Annotated in this window: 13 protein-coding genes; 11 read left to right on the top strand and 2 right to left on the bottom strand. The window is 78.4% G+C overall.

The window, feature by feature from the left end; translation table 11 throughout:
* Positions 1-49: 49 nt before the first annotated feature.
* The 5 genes from ITJ85_RS08300 to ITJ85_RS08280 are packed head-to-tail and all read left to right on the top strand — an operon-like array spanning position 50 to position 6,917.
* Entirely contained in the window at positions 50-1,444 is a 1,395-nt protein-coding gene (locus ITJ85_RS08300) for a hypothetical protein (RefSeq protein ID WP_217915889.1), read from the top strand.
* Entirely contained in the window at positions 1,441-2,790 is a 1,350-nt protein-coding gene (locus ITJ85_RS08295; RefSeq protein ID WP_217915888.1) for a CHAT domain-containing protein, read from the top strand. The genes ITJ85_RS08300 and ITJ85_RS08295 overlap by 4 nt, the downstream gene beginning before the upstream one ends.
* Positions 2,787-4,175: a hypothetical protein gene (locus ITJ85_RS08290; RefSeq protein WP_217915887.1), complete on the top strand. Its 1,389-nt coding sequence runs from the start codon at positions 2,787-2,789 to the stop codon at positions 4,173-4,175. The genes ITJ85_RS08295 and ITJ85_RS08290 overlap by 4 nt, the downstream gene beginning before the upstream one ends.
* Positions 4,176-4,212: 37 nt before the next feature.
* A complete protein-coding gene (locus ITJ85_RS08285; RefSeq protein ID WP_217915886.1) occupies positions 4,213-5,556 on the top strand; it encodes a M20/M25/M40 family metallo-hydrolase in 1,344 nt (447 codons plus the stop codon).
* A 38-nt stretch (positions 5,557-5,594) separates the two neighbouring features.
* Positions 5,595-6,917: a class II fumarate hydratase gene (locus ITJ85_RS08280; protein WP_217915885.1), complete on the top strand. Its 1,323-nt coding sequence runs from the start codon at positions 5,595-5,597 to the stop codon at positions 6,915-6,917.
* Positions 6,918-6,987: 70 nt separating this feature from the next.
* Here the strand turns inward: ITJ85_RS08280 and panB are convergent, their stop codons facing one another.
* Both panB and panC read right to left on the bottom strand, forming a co-directional pair.
* Positions 6,988-7,761 (bottom strand): 3-methyl-2-oxobutanoate hydroxymethyltransferase, encoded by a 774-nt coding sequence (panB, locus tag ITJ85_RS08275; RefSeq protein WP_217915884.1) that lies wholly within the window; start codon positions 7,759-7,761, stop codon positions 6,988-6,990.
* Complete coding sequence (gene panC / locus ITJ85_RS17365; RefSeq protein ID WP_217915883.1) at positions 7,758-9,008, bottom strand: pantoate--beta-alanine ligase; 1,251 nt, start codon at positions 9,006-9,008, stop codon at positions 7,758-7,760. The genes panB and panC overlap by 4 nt, the downstream gene beginning before the upstream one ends.
* A 257-nt stretch (positions 9,009-9,265) precedes the next feature.
* On the opposite strand from panC, the gene ITJ85_RS08265 reads away from it, so the two are divergent.
* From ITJ85_RS08265 to ITJ85_RS08240, 6 genes are read left to right on the top strand one after another with little or no spacing between them, the layout of a single operon-like run.
* On the top strand, positions 9,266-9,988 hold the full coding sequence (locus ITJ85_RS08265; protein WP_217915882.1) for a uracil-DNA glycosylase: 723 nt from the start codon (positions 9,266-9,268) through the stop codon (positions 9,986-9,988).
* Positions 9,985-10,509, top strand: coding sequence for a tRNA (adenosine(37)-N6)-threonylcarbamoyltransferase complex ATPase subunit type 1 TsaE (gene tsaE, locus ITJ85_RS08260; protein ID WP_281412246.1), 525 nt, complete (start codon positions 9,985-9,987; stop codon positions 10,507-10,509). Before ITJ85_RS08265 ends, tsaE begins: the two co-directional genes overlap by 4 nt.
* Positions 10,448-11,149 (top strand): tRNA (adenosine(37)-N6)-threonylcarbamoyltransferase complex dimerization subunit type 1 TsaB, encoded by a 702-nt coding sequence (gene tsaB / locus ITJ85_RS08255; protein ID WP_217915881.1) that lies wholly within the window; start codon positions 10,448-10,450, stop codon positions 11,147-11,149. Before tsaE ends, tsaB begins: the two co-directional genes overlap by 62 nt.
* The gene (gene rimI / locus ITJ85_RS08250; protein ID WP_217915880.1) at positions 11,149-11,640 is read left to right on the top strand and encodes a ribosomal protein S18-alanine N-acetyltransferase; all 492 of its coding nucleotides are present in this window, start codon (positions 11,149-11,151) and stop codon (positions 11,638-11,640) included. The genes tsaB and rimI overlap by 1 nt, the downstream gene beginning before the upstream one ends.
* Positions 11,637-12,659 (top strand): tRNA (adenosine(37)-N6)-threonylcarbamoyltransferase complex transferase subunit TsaD, encoded by a 1,023-nt coding sequence (gene tsaD / locus ITJ85_RS08245; RefSeq protein WP_217915879.1) that lies wholly within the window; start codon positions 11,637-11,639, stop codon positions 12,657-12,659. Before rimI ends, tsaD begins: the two co-directional genes overlap by 4 nt.
* On the top strand, positions 12,656-15,325 hold the full coding sequence (locus ITJ85_RS08240; protein WP_217915878.1) for a S8 family serine peptidase: 2,670 nt from the start codon (positions 12,656-12,658) through the stop codon (positions 15,323-15,325). The genes tsaD and ITJ85_RS08240 overlap by 4 nt, the downstream gene beginning before the upstream one ends.
* The last annotated feature ends 23 nt before the right edge of the window (positions 15,326-15,348 follow it).

Genomic DNA, 15,348 nt, shown 5'->3' with positions numbered 1-15,348 from the left:
CGCATGCGAGGCGGCCGGCGCGGGAGGCCGGGACGCGACGGGGGGACGCGTGGCCGAGCTCCTGATCGAGACGTGGCGCCTGTCGGTGCTGCGCGTGCGGCTCGAGGTGGCCCTGGAGCAGCCGTCCGTGCACAGCGACCTCACCGTCTACGAGGGCGACAGCCCGCGGCGGCTGTGGACGCGCGTCGACCCGCTGGAGGGGTTCGGCCTGGCGCGCGACCGCGTCGCCCCGTCACGGCTCGCAGTGCCGCACGCGCTGGTCGAGGCGGTCGCCGACGGCCTCGAGCGCCGCCTGGGACGGCAGGCCGCCCTGTGGCTGCGCCTCGTGCCGCCGTACGGCTATCTGGGCGGCGTCCCCTGGGAGCGCGAGCTCGTGGCCGCGACCGACCTCCCGGTGCTGCGGGTGCCCGATCGCCTGCCGGTCGCGACCGACGCGGGCCGCTCCTGGACCGTGGCCCTCGTCGTCAACGCGGTGGAGGATCCGCAGTGGGCCGCGGGCCACGCGCGCAGGCTCGCCGCCACGCTGCGGGATCGCATGGCGGCGGAGGTCGACCTGTTCCCCGACGCCGGCACCGCCCGCCACCTCGACGCCGCGGGCGGCGGGCCGCAGGGGTGGCTTCGGGTGCACGACCCGGCCGCGGCCGCGCCCGCGGGCGACCGCCAGGACGCCGCGCCGCGCGGGCGCACGCGCTGGGCGGACTGGATCGTGGAGGGGCTCGGCCGCCGCGCCGTGCGGGCCTTCCACGCCGTGAGCCCCGCCGCCTTCGACGGCGAGCAGCCGCTCATCGCGCTGCCGCCCGACCCCGGCGCGCCCGGCGGGTGGGACCGCTGCGTGTTCGTCACCGCGGAGGACGTCGAGCGCCTCGCCGACCGCGTCGGCGCGGGGCTGATCTCGTTCGGCTCGCCGCCCGAGAACCGCTCCGACACCGCGACGCGCGTGATGGCCGACGCGCTGGGGCAGCGGCGGCCCGGGCCCACGGTCTACTGCGACGCCGGGGACGACCCCGGCGGGGACGCGCTGGCGTGGGCGCATGCCTTCGCGGCCGACGCCACGGGGGAGACGCCCGTGCCGCGCGCGCCGTCGCTGTTCGCGTACCTGCAGCCGGAGCACGTGCAGCAGAACCTCGCGCACCCCTGGCCGGCGGCCGCCGCCGCCGGCCCGCCCACCTCGCCGGTCGCCGAGGAGGCGCCGCTCCCAGCCCCGCCCGCGCCCGGCGCGCTCGCGAGCCCGGAGGCCGGCGCGTCGATCCAGCGGACGTTCGCGTCGGAGGACCACGTGCCGACCTGGGTCGCGGCCAGCGAGCGGTTCGTCGACCGCGCCGTGGCCGAGCTGGTGAAGCGCGGCCCGGCTCCCGGCGCCGGGGGCGCCTACGACGCCGGCACGGCGCAGGCGCTCGCCGACCTGCGCGACCTCGTCGCCCGGCACGCGACGGGCGCGCCGTGAACCGCGCGGTCGTCTCCTTCGCGCGGCTGGGCGACGACCGTACGCTGCTGCGGCTGAGCGAGGCCCCGCTCGACATCCCGGACATGCACCGCCTCGACCCGATCGACGTGACGCCGCCCCGCGGCGCGGGGGCCCGCGAGCGGGGCGCCGACCTGCTCGAGCGGCTCCGCGCCCACCCGCCCGTCCGGGCCTGCATCGACAACGCGCTCGCGATCCCGCCGGCCGGCGACCCGCTGCCGCTGCTCTTCCACATGGAGGCCGCCGCGGCCGACGAGCTGCCGTGGGAGCAGCTCTACGCCGGGCCGCACGGCTTCATGGCGCTCGACCGTCGGTGGCCCCTGGCCCGGATCGCCCGCTGGCGGCGGACGCAGCGCGACCGGGTGCTCGCCCGGCCCTTCCGCATCGTCGCCGTGCTGGCCGCGGTGGGCCGCTCCGGCGTGCCGCAGCTCGAGGCGCTGCGGGCCGCGCTCGACGACGCGCCGGCGACGGCCGTCGGCGCCCGCCTCCACGTCATCAGCGGCGAGCAGCGCGTGCTCGACCTGGTGGCCGAGTGGGGCGACGAGCGGGTCACCGCGGAGCCGGTCACGCCCGACCTGGAGCGCCGGCTGGCCGCCGCGCAGCCGGACCTGCTGCACCTGCTCTGCCACGGCGGGCGGGTGGCGGAGGGGCTGCGCGCCCTCGCCTTCGGGACCCTCGGCGACTTCGACGCCGGCGAGCCGCCCGGCGGGGTCGTGCTGAGCGCCACCGCGGTCGCGGCGGCGATCGCGCCCTGCGACGTCTGGATGGTCGTGGTCTGCGCGTGCGCGAGCGCCGACGCCTCGGAGGGGCCCGCCCTCGCCCACGACCTGGTCAACGCCGGCCTGCCCGCGGCGATCGGCATGCGCCGCGTGGTCGACCTGGAGGACGCCAACCGCTTCTGCGCCGCCCTCTACCCGCGGGTGATGGAGGTGGTGGGCGACGTGGCCGCGCCGGCCGGCGGGGAGGCGGGCGTGCGCGAGCTCGACTGGTGCACGGTGCTGAACGACGCCCGCGCGGCGCTCGGCCGCCGGGACGCCTCGGCGGACACCTGGTCGGACCCGATCCTCTACGTCCAGGACCAGGCGCTGCGCGTCTACGTCCCGCCCGCGCCCGCGCCGCCCGCCGCGCGCGGCGACGACGCGACGGCGCGTCCGGACGGCGGGCGGGCGCCCTCGGCCGAGGAGTACGCCCGGCTGCGCGGGGCGCTCGACCAGTTCGAGGCCTTCCGGGCCGGGCTCGACCCGGCGTGGACGCCGCCCGCGGTGGTCGCCGACGTCGAGGCCCGCATCCGGGCGCTGCGCGAGCGGCTGGCCGGCGTCGGCGGATGACGCTCCCCGGCTCGCTCCAGCTCGACGCGTGGACGGGCGCGGAGGCGGCGAGCGGCGACCTGGACCGCGGCGCCGCCGGCTGGGGGGCGCGCGCCGGCCTGCCGCACTCCCAGCAGGAGCTGGCGTTCGGCGCGCCGGCCGACCCCACGGCCTGGTGGGACCCCGAGGTGGGCTACGGCGTGCTGCTGCCCGAGGCGGAGGCGGGCTCGTGGACCCCGGCGCAGCTCGCCGCCGGGGCGGACGCGCCCGAGCCGGTGCGCGAGCTGATCGCGGCCCGGCCGGGCACCGTCGTACTGCGCTGGACGCCCGCGCTGGGCGACCGCTTCGTGCGGCGCGCCTACGCCGACGGCACCTCGCAGGATCCCGCGATCGGGCTCACGCCGTTCGGCACCGCGCGCAACCGGCTGCCGCGCTACGTCCTCATCGCGGCCGGCCCCGAGGCGATCCCCTGGTCGGTGCAGTACGCGCTGGCGGTGCGTCACGCGGTCGGCCGCCTGCCGCTGTCGGGGGACGCGCTCGGCCACTACGTCGGCGCCCTGCTCGACGGCTGGGCGGGCGCCGCCGTCGACCTCGCCGCGCCCCTCGTGTGGGCGGTCGACCACGGCGGCGGCGACATCACCTCCCTCATGCGGGCGGCCATCGCCGCCCCCCTGGCGGAAGCGCTCTCCGGCACCCTCGAGCGCCTGCTCGTCCTGGCCGGCGCCGAGGCCACCGGGCCCGCGCTGGTCGACGCGGCGGCCGGCCGCTCGCCGGCGCTCGTCGTCACCTCGAGCCACGGGGCCACCATGCCGCTCGCGCCCCCGGGGGCGATGGCGGCGACGCTGGGCCTGCCGGTCGACGCCGGCCTCGCGCCCGTGCCCGTCGCGGACCTGGCCCGGTCGGTGCCGCACGGGGCGGTCTGGTACGCCCAGGCCTGCTGCTCGGCCGGCGCCGCCGGGACCAGCCAGTTCGCCGACCTGCTCGCCGCCGGCTCGACCGCCCGGGCCACCGTGGAGGCCGTCGCCGCGCTCGGCTCGGTGGTGGCGCCGGCCGCGCTCGCCCTGCTCGGCCGCCCGCGGCCCGTGCGGGCCGTGCTCGGCCACGTCGAGCCGACGTTCGACTGGACGCTGCGGGTGCCGGAGACGGGCCAGAAGCTCGGCGCGCACATCGTGACGGCCCTGTCGTCGAACCTCTTCCACGGCCAGCCGCTCGGGTACGCCTTCCGGGAGTACCGCGAGGGCGTCGGGGTGCTCCACACGGCGTGGGCGCGGCGCCGGGAGCAGCTCGACCACGGCGACACCTCGGTGCGCGAGGAGCTGACGTGGCTGCGGCTGTCCGCGTTCGACCGCCAGAGCCTCGTGCTGCTGGGCGACCCGACGGCCGCGCTGCCGCCGCTCGACGCCTGAGCCGCCCGTCGGCCGGGCCCGCCCGTAGACTCGCCGCGTGACCCCCGAGGAGCTCGACCGCCTCTACGCCCTGCTGCGCGTGCCGAGCGTCAGCGCGCTGCCCGAGCACGAGCCCGACATGGCCGCCGCCGCGGCGATGGTCGCCGGCGAGATCCTGCGCGCGGGGGGCACCGCGGAGGTGCGCCACGGCGGGCGCCACCCCCTGGTGCTGGGCGAGGTCCCGGCCAGCTCCGGCGACCCGCACGCCCCGCGCGTGGTCCTCTACGGGCACTACGACGTGCAGCCGCCCGGCCCGTCGGAGCTGTGGACCACGCCGGCGTTCGAGCCGACGGTGCGCGACGGGAACCTCTACGCGCGCGGGGCCAGCGATGACAAGGGCAACCTGTTCATGCTCATCGCCGCGGTGCAGCGCCTCGCGGCCGCCGGCGAGCTGCCGGTGCGCGCGGCGTTCGTGGTGGAGGGCGAGGAGGAGAGCGGCGGCACGTCGGCGCTGGACCACCTCGCGGCCGACACGCGCGAGGCCCTCGCGGCGGTGATCTTCGACAGCCCGATGATCGCGCCGGGGCGCCCGGCGATCTGCACCGGGGTGCGGGGCATGGTCTACCGCCGGGTGCGCGTGCGCACGGCGGCTTCGGACGCCCACAGCGGCCTGTTCGGCGGCGCAGCGCTCAACGCCGCCCACGCCCTCGTCGGCATCCTCGCCGCGGTGGCCCCGCACGGCGGCCGGCTGGTGGAGAGCCTCTACGCCGGGGTGGCGCCCGCCGGGCCGGCGGAGGTCGAGGCGTGGGCCGAGCTGCCGCCGGGCGGGCAGGCGCTGCGCGAGGCCGGGCTGCGGCCGGCCGACGCCGGCGCCGAGGAGGGCTTCCACCTGCGCACGCTGGCGCTGCCCTCGCTCGACGTGCACGGCATCGCCGTGGGCGAGCCGTCGGCGGTGAAGACCAACATCCCGGGCGAGGCGGTGGCCACGCTCTCCCTGCGCGTCGCGCCGGGGCAGGACGCCCACGCGCTGGCCGCGATGCTCGACGACCTGCTGCGGGCCGCCGCGCCGGCGGCCGCCGACGTCGAGATCGAGGACCTCGGCGTCGCCCTGCCGGCCGCCCTCGACCCGGAGCACCCGGTGCTGGTCGCCGCCGCGGAGGGCGTCGAGCGGGCGACGGGCTGGCGCCCGGCCCCCGTGCGACTGGGCGGCACGCTGCCGGTCGTGGCCGTGCTCGCCGCGCGCGGGGTGCCGACGGTGCTCACCGGGTTCGGCCTGCCCGACGACGCCATCCACGGGCCGGACGAGCACCTGCGCGTCGATCACCTGGGCGCCGGCACGCTCGCGGCGATGGAGATCCTGCGCGGGCTGGGGCGGCTCGGGCCGGGGGCGCCGCCCTTGTAGGATCGGCGGTCGCACTGACGTCGATCATCAGGGGGACCATGGTGGCGGAGCTCTGGGGCGGGGAAACCCGCAAGGCGGTCGAGAACTTCCCGGTGTCGGGCGAGCGGGTGCCGCTCCCGGTGGTGCGCTGGCTCGGGCGGGTCAAGGGGGCCGCGGCGCGGGTCAACGCCGAGCTCGGGCTGCTCGACGCGGACCTCGCCGAGCGGATCGCGACCGCGGCGGACGCCGTGGCGGCCGGGCAGCACGACGACCAGTTCCCGATCGACGTCTTCCAGACGGGCTCGGGCACGTCGTCCAACATGAACGCCAACGAGGTCATCGCGAACCTCGCCGGCGAGGGGGCGCACCCCAACGACCACGTCAACATGGGGCAGAGCTCCAACGACGTGTTCCCGTCGGCGGTGCACTGCGCCGCCCTGCAGGAGGTCGTGGAGCGGCTGCTGCCGGCGCTCGACCACCTCGGCGACGCCCTCGCGGCGAAGGCCGGGGAGTTCGCCGACCACGTCAAGGCCGGCCGCACCCACCTGATGGACGCGGTGCCGGTCACGCTCGGCCAGGAGTTCGCGGGCTACGCCGCGCAGGTGCGCCAAGGCCGCGACCGGGTGGCCGACACCACGGAGCGCCTGGGTCAGATCCCGCTGGGCGGCACCGCCACCGGCACGGGCCTCAACACCCACCCGGAGTTCGCCGAGCGGGTGCGCGCGCGCCTGGCGGGCGACACCGGCCTGCCGATCTCGGCCCCGGCCGACCCGTTCGAGGCCCAGGCCGCCCGCGACGCCCTCGTCGAGGTGTCGGGCGCGCTGAAGGTCGTCGCCGTCTCGCTCACGAAGATCGCCAACGACATCGCGCTGCTCGGCAGCGGCCCGCGCTGCGGCATCGGCGAGATCTTCCTGCCGGAGCTGCAGAAGGGCTCGTCGATCATGCCGGGCAAGGTCAACCCGGTCATCCCGGAGGTCGTCCTCCAGGTGTCGGCCCAGGTGATCGGCAACGACGCCGCCATCACGATCGGCGGCATGCAGGGCCAGTTCGAGCTCAACGTGCGCATCCCGCTGCTCGCCCGCAACCTGCTCGGCTCGATCCACCTGCTCACGACCACGTCGCGGCTGTTCGCCGACAAGTGCGTCGCCGGCATCAGGCCCAACGAGGCCGGCCTGGAGCGCAGCGCGGAGGGCACCCTCGCCGTGGCGACGGCGCTCAACCCGTTCATCGGCTACGACAAGGCGACCGCCATCGTGAAGGACGCGACCGACTCCGGCCGCGGCCTGCGCGAGGTGGCCCGCGAGCACGGCGTCGAGGAGTCGGTGCTCGACGAGGCGCTCGACCTCCGCACGATCGCCGCGGGGTCCTCCGCCGGGGCCTGACCCGCCGGCCCGGCCCGGTCCCCCGCCGGGCGGCGGGGGACCGGGCCGGGCCACCCCCGCCGCCGGGGGATCACACGGCCCGGCGGGCCTCCGCGGCGGCCGCCCCGCGCACCTCCGCGGCGAAGGCGCGGGCCGCGCCCACGACCGCGCCGTACACGTCGGCCTTCGGCTTCACGAAGCGCGGCGCGCTCGGCAGCCCGCCGACGAGGTCCGTCACCACGAGCACCTGGCCGTCGCACTCCGGGCCGGCGGCGATGCCGATCGTCGGGCACCCGACCTCGGCGGTGATCCGCTCGGCCAGCTCGGCCGGGACCGCCTCGATCACGAGCGCGCAGACGCCCGCCGCGTCGAGCGCCCGGGCCTCGGCCGCGATGCGATCGGCCTCCTCCGGCGTCGTGCCCTCGCGCCGGTAGACCTCGGCGGTCTGGGGCAGCAGCCCCACGTGGCCGATCACGGGGATGCCGGCGGCGATGATCGCCTCCACCTGCGCCACCAGGCCGCCCTCGAGCTTGACCGAGTCGGCGCCCGCCTCCACCAGCCGCCGCGCGCTCGCCACGGCCTGCCCGGGCGTGGCGTAACTCCCGGCGGTCAGGTCGCCGCACACGTGCGTCGCGGAGGCGCCGTTGCGCACCGCCCGCACGTGGTGGGCCATCATCTCGAGCGACACCGCCCGCGTGGTGTCGTAGCCGAGCTCCACCTCGCCGAGGCTGTCGCCCACCAGCAGGATGTCGAGCCCGCTCTCGTCGAGCGCGCGGGCGGTCGGGTAGTCGTAGGCCGTCAGCATCACCAGCCGCGCGCCGCCCTTGCGGGCCCGGATCGCCGCGGCCGACAGGGGGGTGGTCATCGCTGCTCCCAGACGACCGGGACGCCCTCGGGCGTGGTCAGGTCGACCTGCCGGTTGGCCGAGTCGACGTGCACGACCACGGGCTCGAAGCCCTCGAGCTCCGACTCGTCGTACTGGGCGTAGGTCAGGATGATGACGAGGTCGCCCGGCTGCGCGAGGCGGGCGGCCGCGCCGTTCAGACAGATGTCGCCGCCGCCGGCGGGACCCTCGATCGCGTACGTCTCGAAGCGGGCGCCCGTGTTGATGTTCAGCACGCAGACGTGCTCATAGGGCCGGATGTCCGCGGCCTCGAGCAGGTCGGTGTCGACGGTGACGCTCCCGACGTAGTTCAGGTTCGCGTCCGTGACGGTCGCGCGGTGGATCTTGCTCTTCAGCATCGTGCGGGTGCGAGGCGGCACGTGTGCCCTCCGGGTGGGGTTCGGAAGCGGGACGTTGTCGATGAGGCGCGCGGGCCCGACCCGGGCGGCGACGACCAGCAGGGCGTCCTCGCCGTCCAGCCGCGCGAGCGGCCGGAAGGTGTCGCGGTCCACGACGGTGGCGTACTCCAGCTCGCAGCGCGGCTCGGCCTCCACGACCGCCCGCGCGCGGGCCTCGATGCGGGCGGCGTCGCGCTCGCCCTCGGCGACGAGCGCCTCGGCGGCGCGCAGGGCGCGGCTCAGGGCCGGCGCCGCGGCGCGGTCGTCCGGGCCCAGGTAGGCGTTGCGGCTGCTCATCGCGAGGCCGTCGGCCTCGCGCGTGGTGGGGGCGACCACCAGCTCGACGTCGTCGAGGTGGAGGTCGGTCATCAGGCGCCGGACGACGGCCACCTGCTGGGCGTCCTTCTGGCCGAAGACCGCCCGGTCGGGCCGCACCATCAGCAGCAGCTTGGCGACCACGGTGGCCACGCCGGCGAAGTGGTGCGGGCGCGCCGCGCCCTCCAGGCCCGCGCTCGGCCCGCCGACCGTGATCGCGGTGGCGAAGCCCTCGGGGTAGACCTCCGCGGCGTCCGGCGCGAAGACCAGCTCCACGCCCTGGCGCGAGGCCAGCGCCACGTCGCGGGCCTCGTCGCGCGGGTAGGCGGCGAGGTCCTCGCCCGCGCCGAACTGGGTCGGGTTGACGAACAGGGTCACGACGACCGCGTGGCCGTCGGCGCCGGCGCGGCGCATCAGGTCGAGGTGCCCTTCGTGGAACGCGCCCATGGTCATCACCACCGCGATCCGCCGCCCGGCCGCGCGCATGGCCGCCACCCGCTGGCGCAGGTCCGCCACGGTGCGGACGACGTCCGCGCGGCGGGAGGGGGGAGGGGATGTCCGGGACTGGGGCATGGGGATGCACCGCTCGCCGTCCCGGACACGCCGAGGGGCCCGCGCACGGGCTTCGTCATCCGGCGCCTCGCGCTCCAACTCCCAGGGTGGGATGCCGGGCAGGGGGCTGACGGCCGGGGCAGCATACCGCCGCCCGCGACGGCCGACAAACGGCCCCGGTGGGGGCCCGGGACGGCCGACCGCCCCGCTAGTGTGACGGCATGTCGGAGCCGGCCGACCGCGTCGCCGCCCTCGAGGCGTACCACCGCGAGGAGGTGGCGGGCTGCATCCGCTGCGCCCTCAGCCGCACCCGCACCCAGGTGGTGGTGGGCAGCGGCCGCCTCGACGCGGACGTGATGTTCGTGGGCGAGGCGCCCGGCTACCACGAGGACGTGCAGGGCATGCCGTTCGTGGGCCAGTCGGGCAAGCTGCTCACCCGGCTCATCGAAGGCATCGGCCTGCGCCGCGAGGACGTCTTCATCGCGAACGTCCTCAAGTGCCGTCCGCCGGGCAACCGCGACCCGCAGCCGGCCGAGATCAGCGCCTGCGAGCCGCACCTGTTCCGCCAGGTCGCGCTCGTGCGCCCCCGGGTGGTCTGCACGCTGGGCAACTTCGCGACGAAGCTGCTCTCCGGGCGGCCCGACGGCATCTCGCGGGTGCACGGCCACGAGCTGCCGATCGAGATCGGGGGCCAGCCGGTGCTGCTCTACCCCCTCTTCCACCCGGCCGCGGCGCTCTACACGCGCGCGATGCTCACCACGCTCGAGGCCGACTTCGCCCGCATCCCGGAGCTCGTGGCGCGCGCCGCGCCGTCCTCCGCGCCCGCGCCGCCCGCGCCGCCCCCGGCGGTGCCCGCGCGCGAGCCGGACCCTGCCGCGCAGCCGGTGCACGCCGGCGCCGGCGTGCCCGCGTCCGCGTCCGCCGAGCAGCTCGGCCTCTTCTGAGCACGGCGCCGCTCACCTGGGAGAGCGACGGGCCGGGGGCCACCGCGGCCCTCGGCGCGCTGCTGGCCGAGGCCCTGCGCCCGGGCGACCTCGTGCTGCTGCGCGGCGAGCTCGGCGCCGGCAAGACGACGCTCGTGCGCGCGGTGGCGCGGGCGCTCGGCGTGAGCGGCCCGGTCACGAGCCCGACGTTCACCGTCGCCCAGCGCTACGAGGGCGCGCGCGCCCCGGTGGCGCACGTCGACGCCTACCGCCTGGGCGGCCCGGACGACGAGGAGGCCGAGCTGCTGCGCGACGCCGTGGCCGGTGACGCGATCGCGTTCGTCGAGTGGCCCGACGCGATCCTCGAGGCGCTGCCGGAGCCGCGCATCGAGCTTGAGCTGCGCCACGGGGGCGGCGACCGGCGGCTGGTACTGTTGGTCGCCCGGGATCCGCAGCTCCTCGCCGGTCTCGGCCGCCAGCTTGCCGACCTTCGCGCTCGACACCTCAACAGCGAGCCCGAGCCTGGCGCTCGTCCGGGGTGAGGAACCCGTCGCCGAGCTGTGGCTCGCCCCCGAGCCGGGCTCGGGGCGTCGGGTGCTGGAGGCGGCCCACGGCCTCCTGACCGCGGCCGGCGCCTCGGCCGACGACCTCCGCGACATCGTGGTCGGGGTCGGCCCCGGCGGCTTCACCGGCCTGCGCATCGGGCTGGCGACGGCCCTGGGGCTGGGGCAGGCGCTCGGCGTGCCGGTGACGGGCGCCTCGTCGCTCGAGGCACTGGCGCTCGGGCTCGCCGCCGCCGCGCCGGACGCGCCGCTGGTGGCGCCGGTGCTCGACGCCCGCCGCCGGGAGCTCTTCGCCGCCGTCTACCGCCCGCGCGGGGGCGGGCTCGACGAGCTTGCGCCCCCGCAGGCCATCGCGCCCGGCGACCTGTCGGCGCTGCTCGAGCGGCTCGGCGAGCCCGTCGCGATCGGCGGCGACGGCGTGGCGGCGGGTGGCGAGGCGCTGCCGGGGCCGCTGCGGACCATCCTGCCGCCGGGCTCGGCGGCCCACCGGGTGCGCGCGGCCGCGCTCGTGCGCCGCGTGCGCGACGGCGCCGGGCTGCCCGCCCGCCCGGTCTACGCGCGCCTGCCCGACGCGGAGGTCAACCGGCGGCGGGCGGCCGCCGCGGCGCCGGAGGCGTAGTGCCGCGGGGCAAGCGCCCGCCGCCCGAGCCGCGCGTGAAGATCCGCGAGATGCGGCTCGGGGACGTCCCCCAGGTGGTCGCCATCGAGACCGCGACCTCGGCCACGCCGTGGACCCGGTCGATGTTCGTGTCGGAGCTCGGCCGGCCCGGCACCATCGACCTCGTGGCCGACCGCGGCGGCGACATCCTGGGGTACGTCATGGTGTCGCGGTACGCGGACGTGTGGCACATCCTCAACGTCTGCGTGCGCGAGGCGCACCGGCGCCAGGGCATCGCGGGCAGGATGCTGGACGTGCTCTTCGAGCGGGCCGGGCGGCGCGCGCACCTCGGGTTCACCCTGGAGGTCCGCGTCTCCAACGGCACCGCGATCAACCTGTACCGGCGCAAGGGCTTCATGGAGCACGGGCTCCGCCCGGGGTACTACTCGGACAACGGGGAGGACGCGATCATCATGTGGCGCGGCGGCGGACCGGAGGACGCGTACACGTGAACGGGCCGATCCTGGCAATCGAGACCTCGTGCGACGAGACGGCGGCCGCCGTCGTCGAGGGGCGGCGCATCCGCTCGAACGTGGTCGCCTCGCAGGCCGAGATGCACGCGCCGTACGGCGGCGTCGTCCCCGAGGTGGCCGCGCGCCACCACCTGGGCACGGTCAACGGGGTCGTCGACGAGGCGCTCGCCGCGGCCGGTCTCGCGCTGGCCGACGTGCGGGCAGTCGCGGTCACCCAGCGGCCGGGCCTGATCGGCGCGCTCCTCATCGGCGTGGCGACGGCGAAGGCGATCGCCTACGCGGCGCGAAAGCCCCTGCTGATGGTCGACCACATCCACGGGCACATCGCGGCGTCCTGGCTGGATCCGGTCGCCCTCGACCCGCCCTTCGTGAGCCTGGTGGCCTCCGGCGGGCACACCCGCCTCGACCTCGTGCGCGATCTGCGCGCGCCGGTCCTGCTGGGGCAGACGATCGACGACGCGGCGGGCGAGGCGATCGACAAGGGCGCGCGCCTGCTCGGCCTCGGCTACCCCGGGGGGCCCGCCCTCGAGCGCCTCGCGTCAGGCGGCGACCGCGCCGCGCACGCCTTCCCCGTCGCGCTGCGCGGCGCCGGCGTGCGCGACTTCTCGTTCGCCGGCGTCAAGACCTCGCTGCTCTACGTCGTCCGGGAGCGCGACGGCGAGCCGCTCGGCGACGCCGAGCGCGCCGACCTGGCGGCGTCGTACCAGGAGGCCGTGGTGCGGCCCCTGGCCGACCGGCTGATCGCGGCGGCCGTCGAGGAGGGCGTGCCGACCGTCGCCCTCGGCGGCGGCGTGGCCGCCAACGGCCGCCTGCGCGCGCTCGTCGCCGAGGGCGCCGAGCGGGCCGGCCTGCGCGTCGCGGTGCCCGACCGCTCCCTCTGCACCGACAACGCGGCGATGATCGGCGCGGCCGCCCAGTTCACCGACGAGGTGCCCTGGCCCGATTACCTCGGCCTCGACGCGGTGGCGACCGCCCCGCCGGGGGGCATCGCGGCGTGAGCGCGCGGCGTCCGCGCCGGCGGGCCCAGGTCGCGATCGGCGCGATCGGCGCCGCCGCGCTCATGGCGCCCGCGATCGCCTACGCCCGGGACGACGGCGCGGGCGCCGCGGAGGCCCGCCGCCCGGCCGCCGCCGCCGCGGCGGCCCTCGCCCCGCCGTCCGCGCAGGCCCCCGCGGCCGCCGGCCTGCTGGCCGCCGGCGCCTGGCGCGACACCCTCGAGGCCTTCCGCGCCCCACAGCTGCCGACGCCGGGCGACGCCGAGACGGTGATCCTGCTGCTGTCCGGCGAGCCGGCGGCCGCCGCCGACCCGGGCGACCGCGCCGCCGCCGCCCGGGCCGTCGCCGAGCGCCAGGAGCGGCTGGTGCCGATCCTCGAGAGCCTCGGCGCCACGGTGACCTTCCGCTACCGGGTGCTGGTCAACGCCGTGGCCGTCACCCTGCCGGCCGGCCGGCTCGAGGCGCTGGCCGCCCTGTCCGACGTGATCGGGGTCGTCCCGGTCGGCTTCCTCGCCCCGGCCCGGGCCGAGGGGCCCGAGGCGCCCGGCGAGGGGGTCGACGCCAATTGGCACGAGCGGTCGACGCCGATCGGCACGGACCCCGCCGACGCGCCCGAGGGCACCGACGGCGCCGTCGACGCCGATCGGCGCGAGCCGTCGACGCCGATCGGCACGGACGCCCCGGGGGCCGCCGAGGGCCCGGCCCACATCGCCCTCATCGACGCCGGGGTGGACGTCTCGCACCCGTGGCTCGGGGGCGGGATGGGGCCGACGTTCCCGGTGATCGGGGGCGCCGACCTGGTGGACGGGGACGCCGACCCGTCGCCCGACCCGGCCGACCCGGCCGCAGAGGCCCACGGCACCCAGATGGCGAGCCTCGTGCTGCGCTCCGCCGCGCTCGCGGGCCTCGCGCCCGCCGACGTGCCGCGCCTGCTCGCCTACCGGGTGGTGTCGCGCGAGCCGGTCGGCGGCCGGCTGCGGCCGCTGGCGCGCACCGACCGGGTGCTGGCGGCGCTCGAGCGGGCGGTCGACCCGGACGGCGACGGCGCCACCGACGACGCGGCCGAGGTCGTGCTGCTCGGCCTGGCGGCCGGCTTCGAGGGGGCGGGGGAGGACCCCGTCGCCGCGGCCGTGGCCGCGGCGGACCGGGTGGGGGCCACCGTCGTGGCCCCGGCGGGCAACGACGGGCCCACGTTCACGCGACCGGGGTCGGTCGGCGGCCCGGCGGCCGGCCCGACGGTGATCGCGGTGGGCGGGGTCGCCGCGCCCGCGACGCCCCGCACGGCCGACCTGGAGGCCCGGCTCGGCCCCGCGGGCGCGCGCCTCGGCCCGCTGCCGCTGATGGGCCCGCAGCCCGACGACCGCGCGCTGCCGGTCGTGGTGCTGCGCGACGAGGCCGGCGTGGCGCAGGGCGGCGCGCCCGAGGACTTCGCGCGGCCGGACGGCACGAGCGCCGTCGAGGGGGCGCTGGTGGTCGTCGCGCGCGGCGGGGCGCCGATCGCCGAGACCGCCGGCCGGGCGGCGGCCGCCGGGGCGGCCGCGATCGCGGTGTGGGACGAGGACGGCGACGGCGCGTTCCCGGCGATCCCCGGGTCGTCGGGGCTGCCCCTGCCGGTGGTGGGGATGGGCCGCGCCCAGGGCGCCGCGCTGGCGCGCCTGCTCGCCCGCAGCGGCGACCTGCGCGTCGCCCTGCGCCCGCGCGCCACGGCGGCGGCCGCGCCGGGGGTCGCCTCCTTCTCGTCGTGGGGGCCGACCCTCGACGGGCGCCCGAAGCCCGACCTGGTGGCGCCCGCGGTCGACCGCGAGGCGGCCTGGCCGGGCCGCGGCCCGGACGGCCGGCACGCCACGGCGCCGCTCACCGGCACGAGCGCCGCGGCGGCGGAGGTGGCCGCGATCGCGCTGCGGCTGCGCGTCGAGCGGCCCGAGCTCGGCCCGCGGGCCGTCCACTCGCTGCTCGTGCAGGCCGGCCGGCCGCTCGGCGGCGTCCCGCTCGAGCGTCAGGGCGGCGGCGTGGCGGCGCTCCCGGCCGGGGGGGCGGTGCGGGTGGAGCCCGCCGTCGTGGCCACCCGCGCCACGCGCGGCGAGGCCCGCGCCCGGATCGTGCTCAGCGACCTCACCGGGGGCGGCGGCGACTACGAGCTGCTGCTCGACCCCGGCGCCGGCGCCGGGGAGGCCGTGCTCACGTCGCGGATCACGGTGCCCGCGGGCGGCCGGCGGGCCGTGACGCTGCGCCTGCCGGACGCCACCTCGGGCCATCTCGTGTTGCTCGACGACGCGGGCGCCGTCGCCGCGCGGGTGCCCGTCGTGCCGCTCCGGCCGGCCGGGGGGCGGCGGGACGCGCTGGGCCGCCCGGAGGTGCGCGCCGACGGCGGCCTGGCCGAGGTGCGGGTGCGCCTGGGCCTGCTGCGGCGCGCGGGCGCCCGCCTGGTGAGCGCCCGCGTCCACGGGGTGCGGCTGGCGCTGGTGCCCGCCGCCGGCGGGGCGCCGCTGCCCGTGGCCGGCGGCGAGCAGGACGCCTCCTGGCCCGCGGGCACGTACCGGTTCCTCGTGGCCCGCCGGCTCGCCTCGGGGCTCGACGTGCCCGCGGGGCGCTACCGCCTGCGCGTGACGGCGTCGGCGGGCGACGGCACGCGGCTGCGGCGGCAGAGCGCGCCCTTCCGGCTCGGCTGACCAGGGCCGGGAATTTCGTCACC

Source organism: Miltoncostaea marina (assembly GCF_018141525.1).
Classification (GTDB): Bacteria; Actinomycetota; Thermoleophilia; order Miltoncostaeales; family Miltoncostaeaceae; genus Miltoncostaea; species Miltoncostaea marina.
This window is presented reverse-complemented; position numbering and strand designations above follow the sequence as displayed.

What these genes read in the sequence shown, in the direction of transcription:
- ITJ85_RS08290 (WP_217915887.1), top strand. Translation starts at nt 2,787, where the DNA reads ATGACGCTCCCCGGCTCGCTCCAGCTCGACGCGTGGACGGGCGCGGAG.
- ITJ85_RS08280 (WP_217915885.1), top strand. Translation starts at nt 5,595, where the DNA reads ATGGTGGCGGAGCTCTGGGGCGGGGAAACCCGCAAGGCGGTCGAGAAC.
- panB (WP_217915884.1), bottom strand. Translation starts at nt 7,761, where the DNA reads ATGACCACCCCCCTGTCGGCCGCGGCGATCCGGGCCCGCAAGGGCGGC.
- ITJ85_RS08265 (WP_217915882.1), top strand. Translation starts at nt 9,266, where the DNA reads ATGTCGGAGCCGGCCGACCGCGTCGCCGCCCTCGAGGCGTACCACCGC.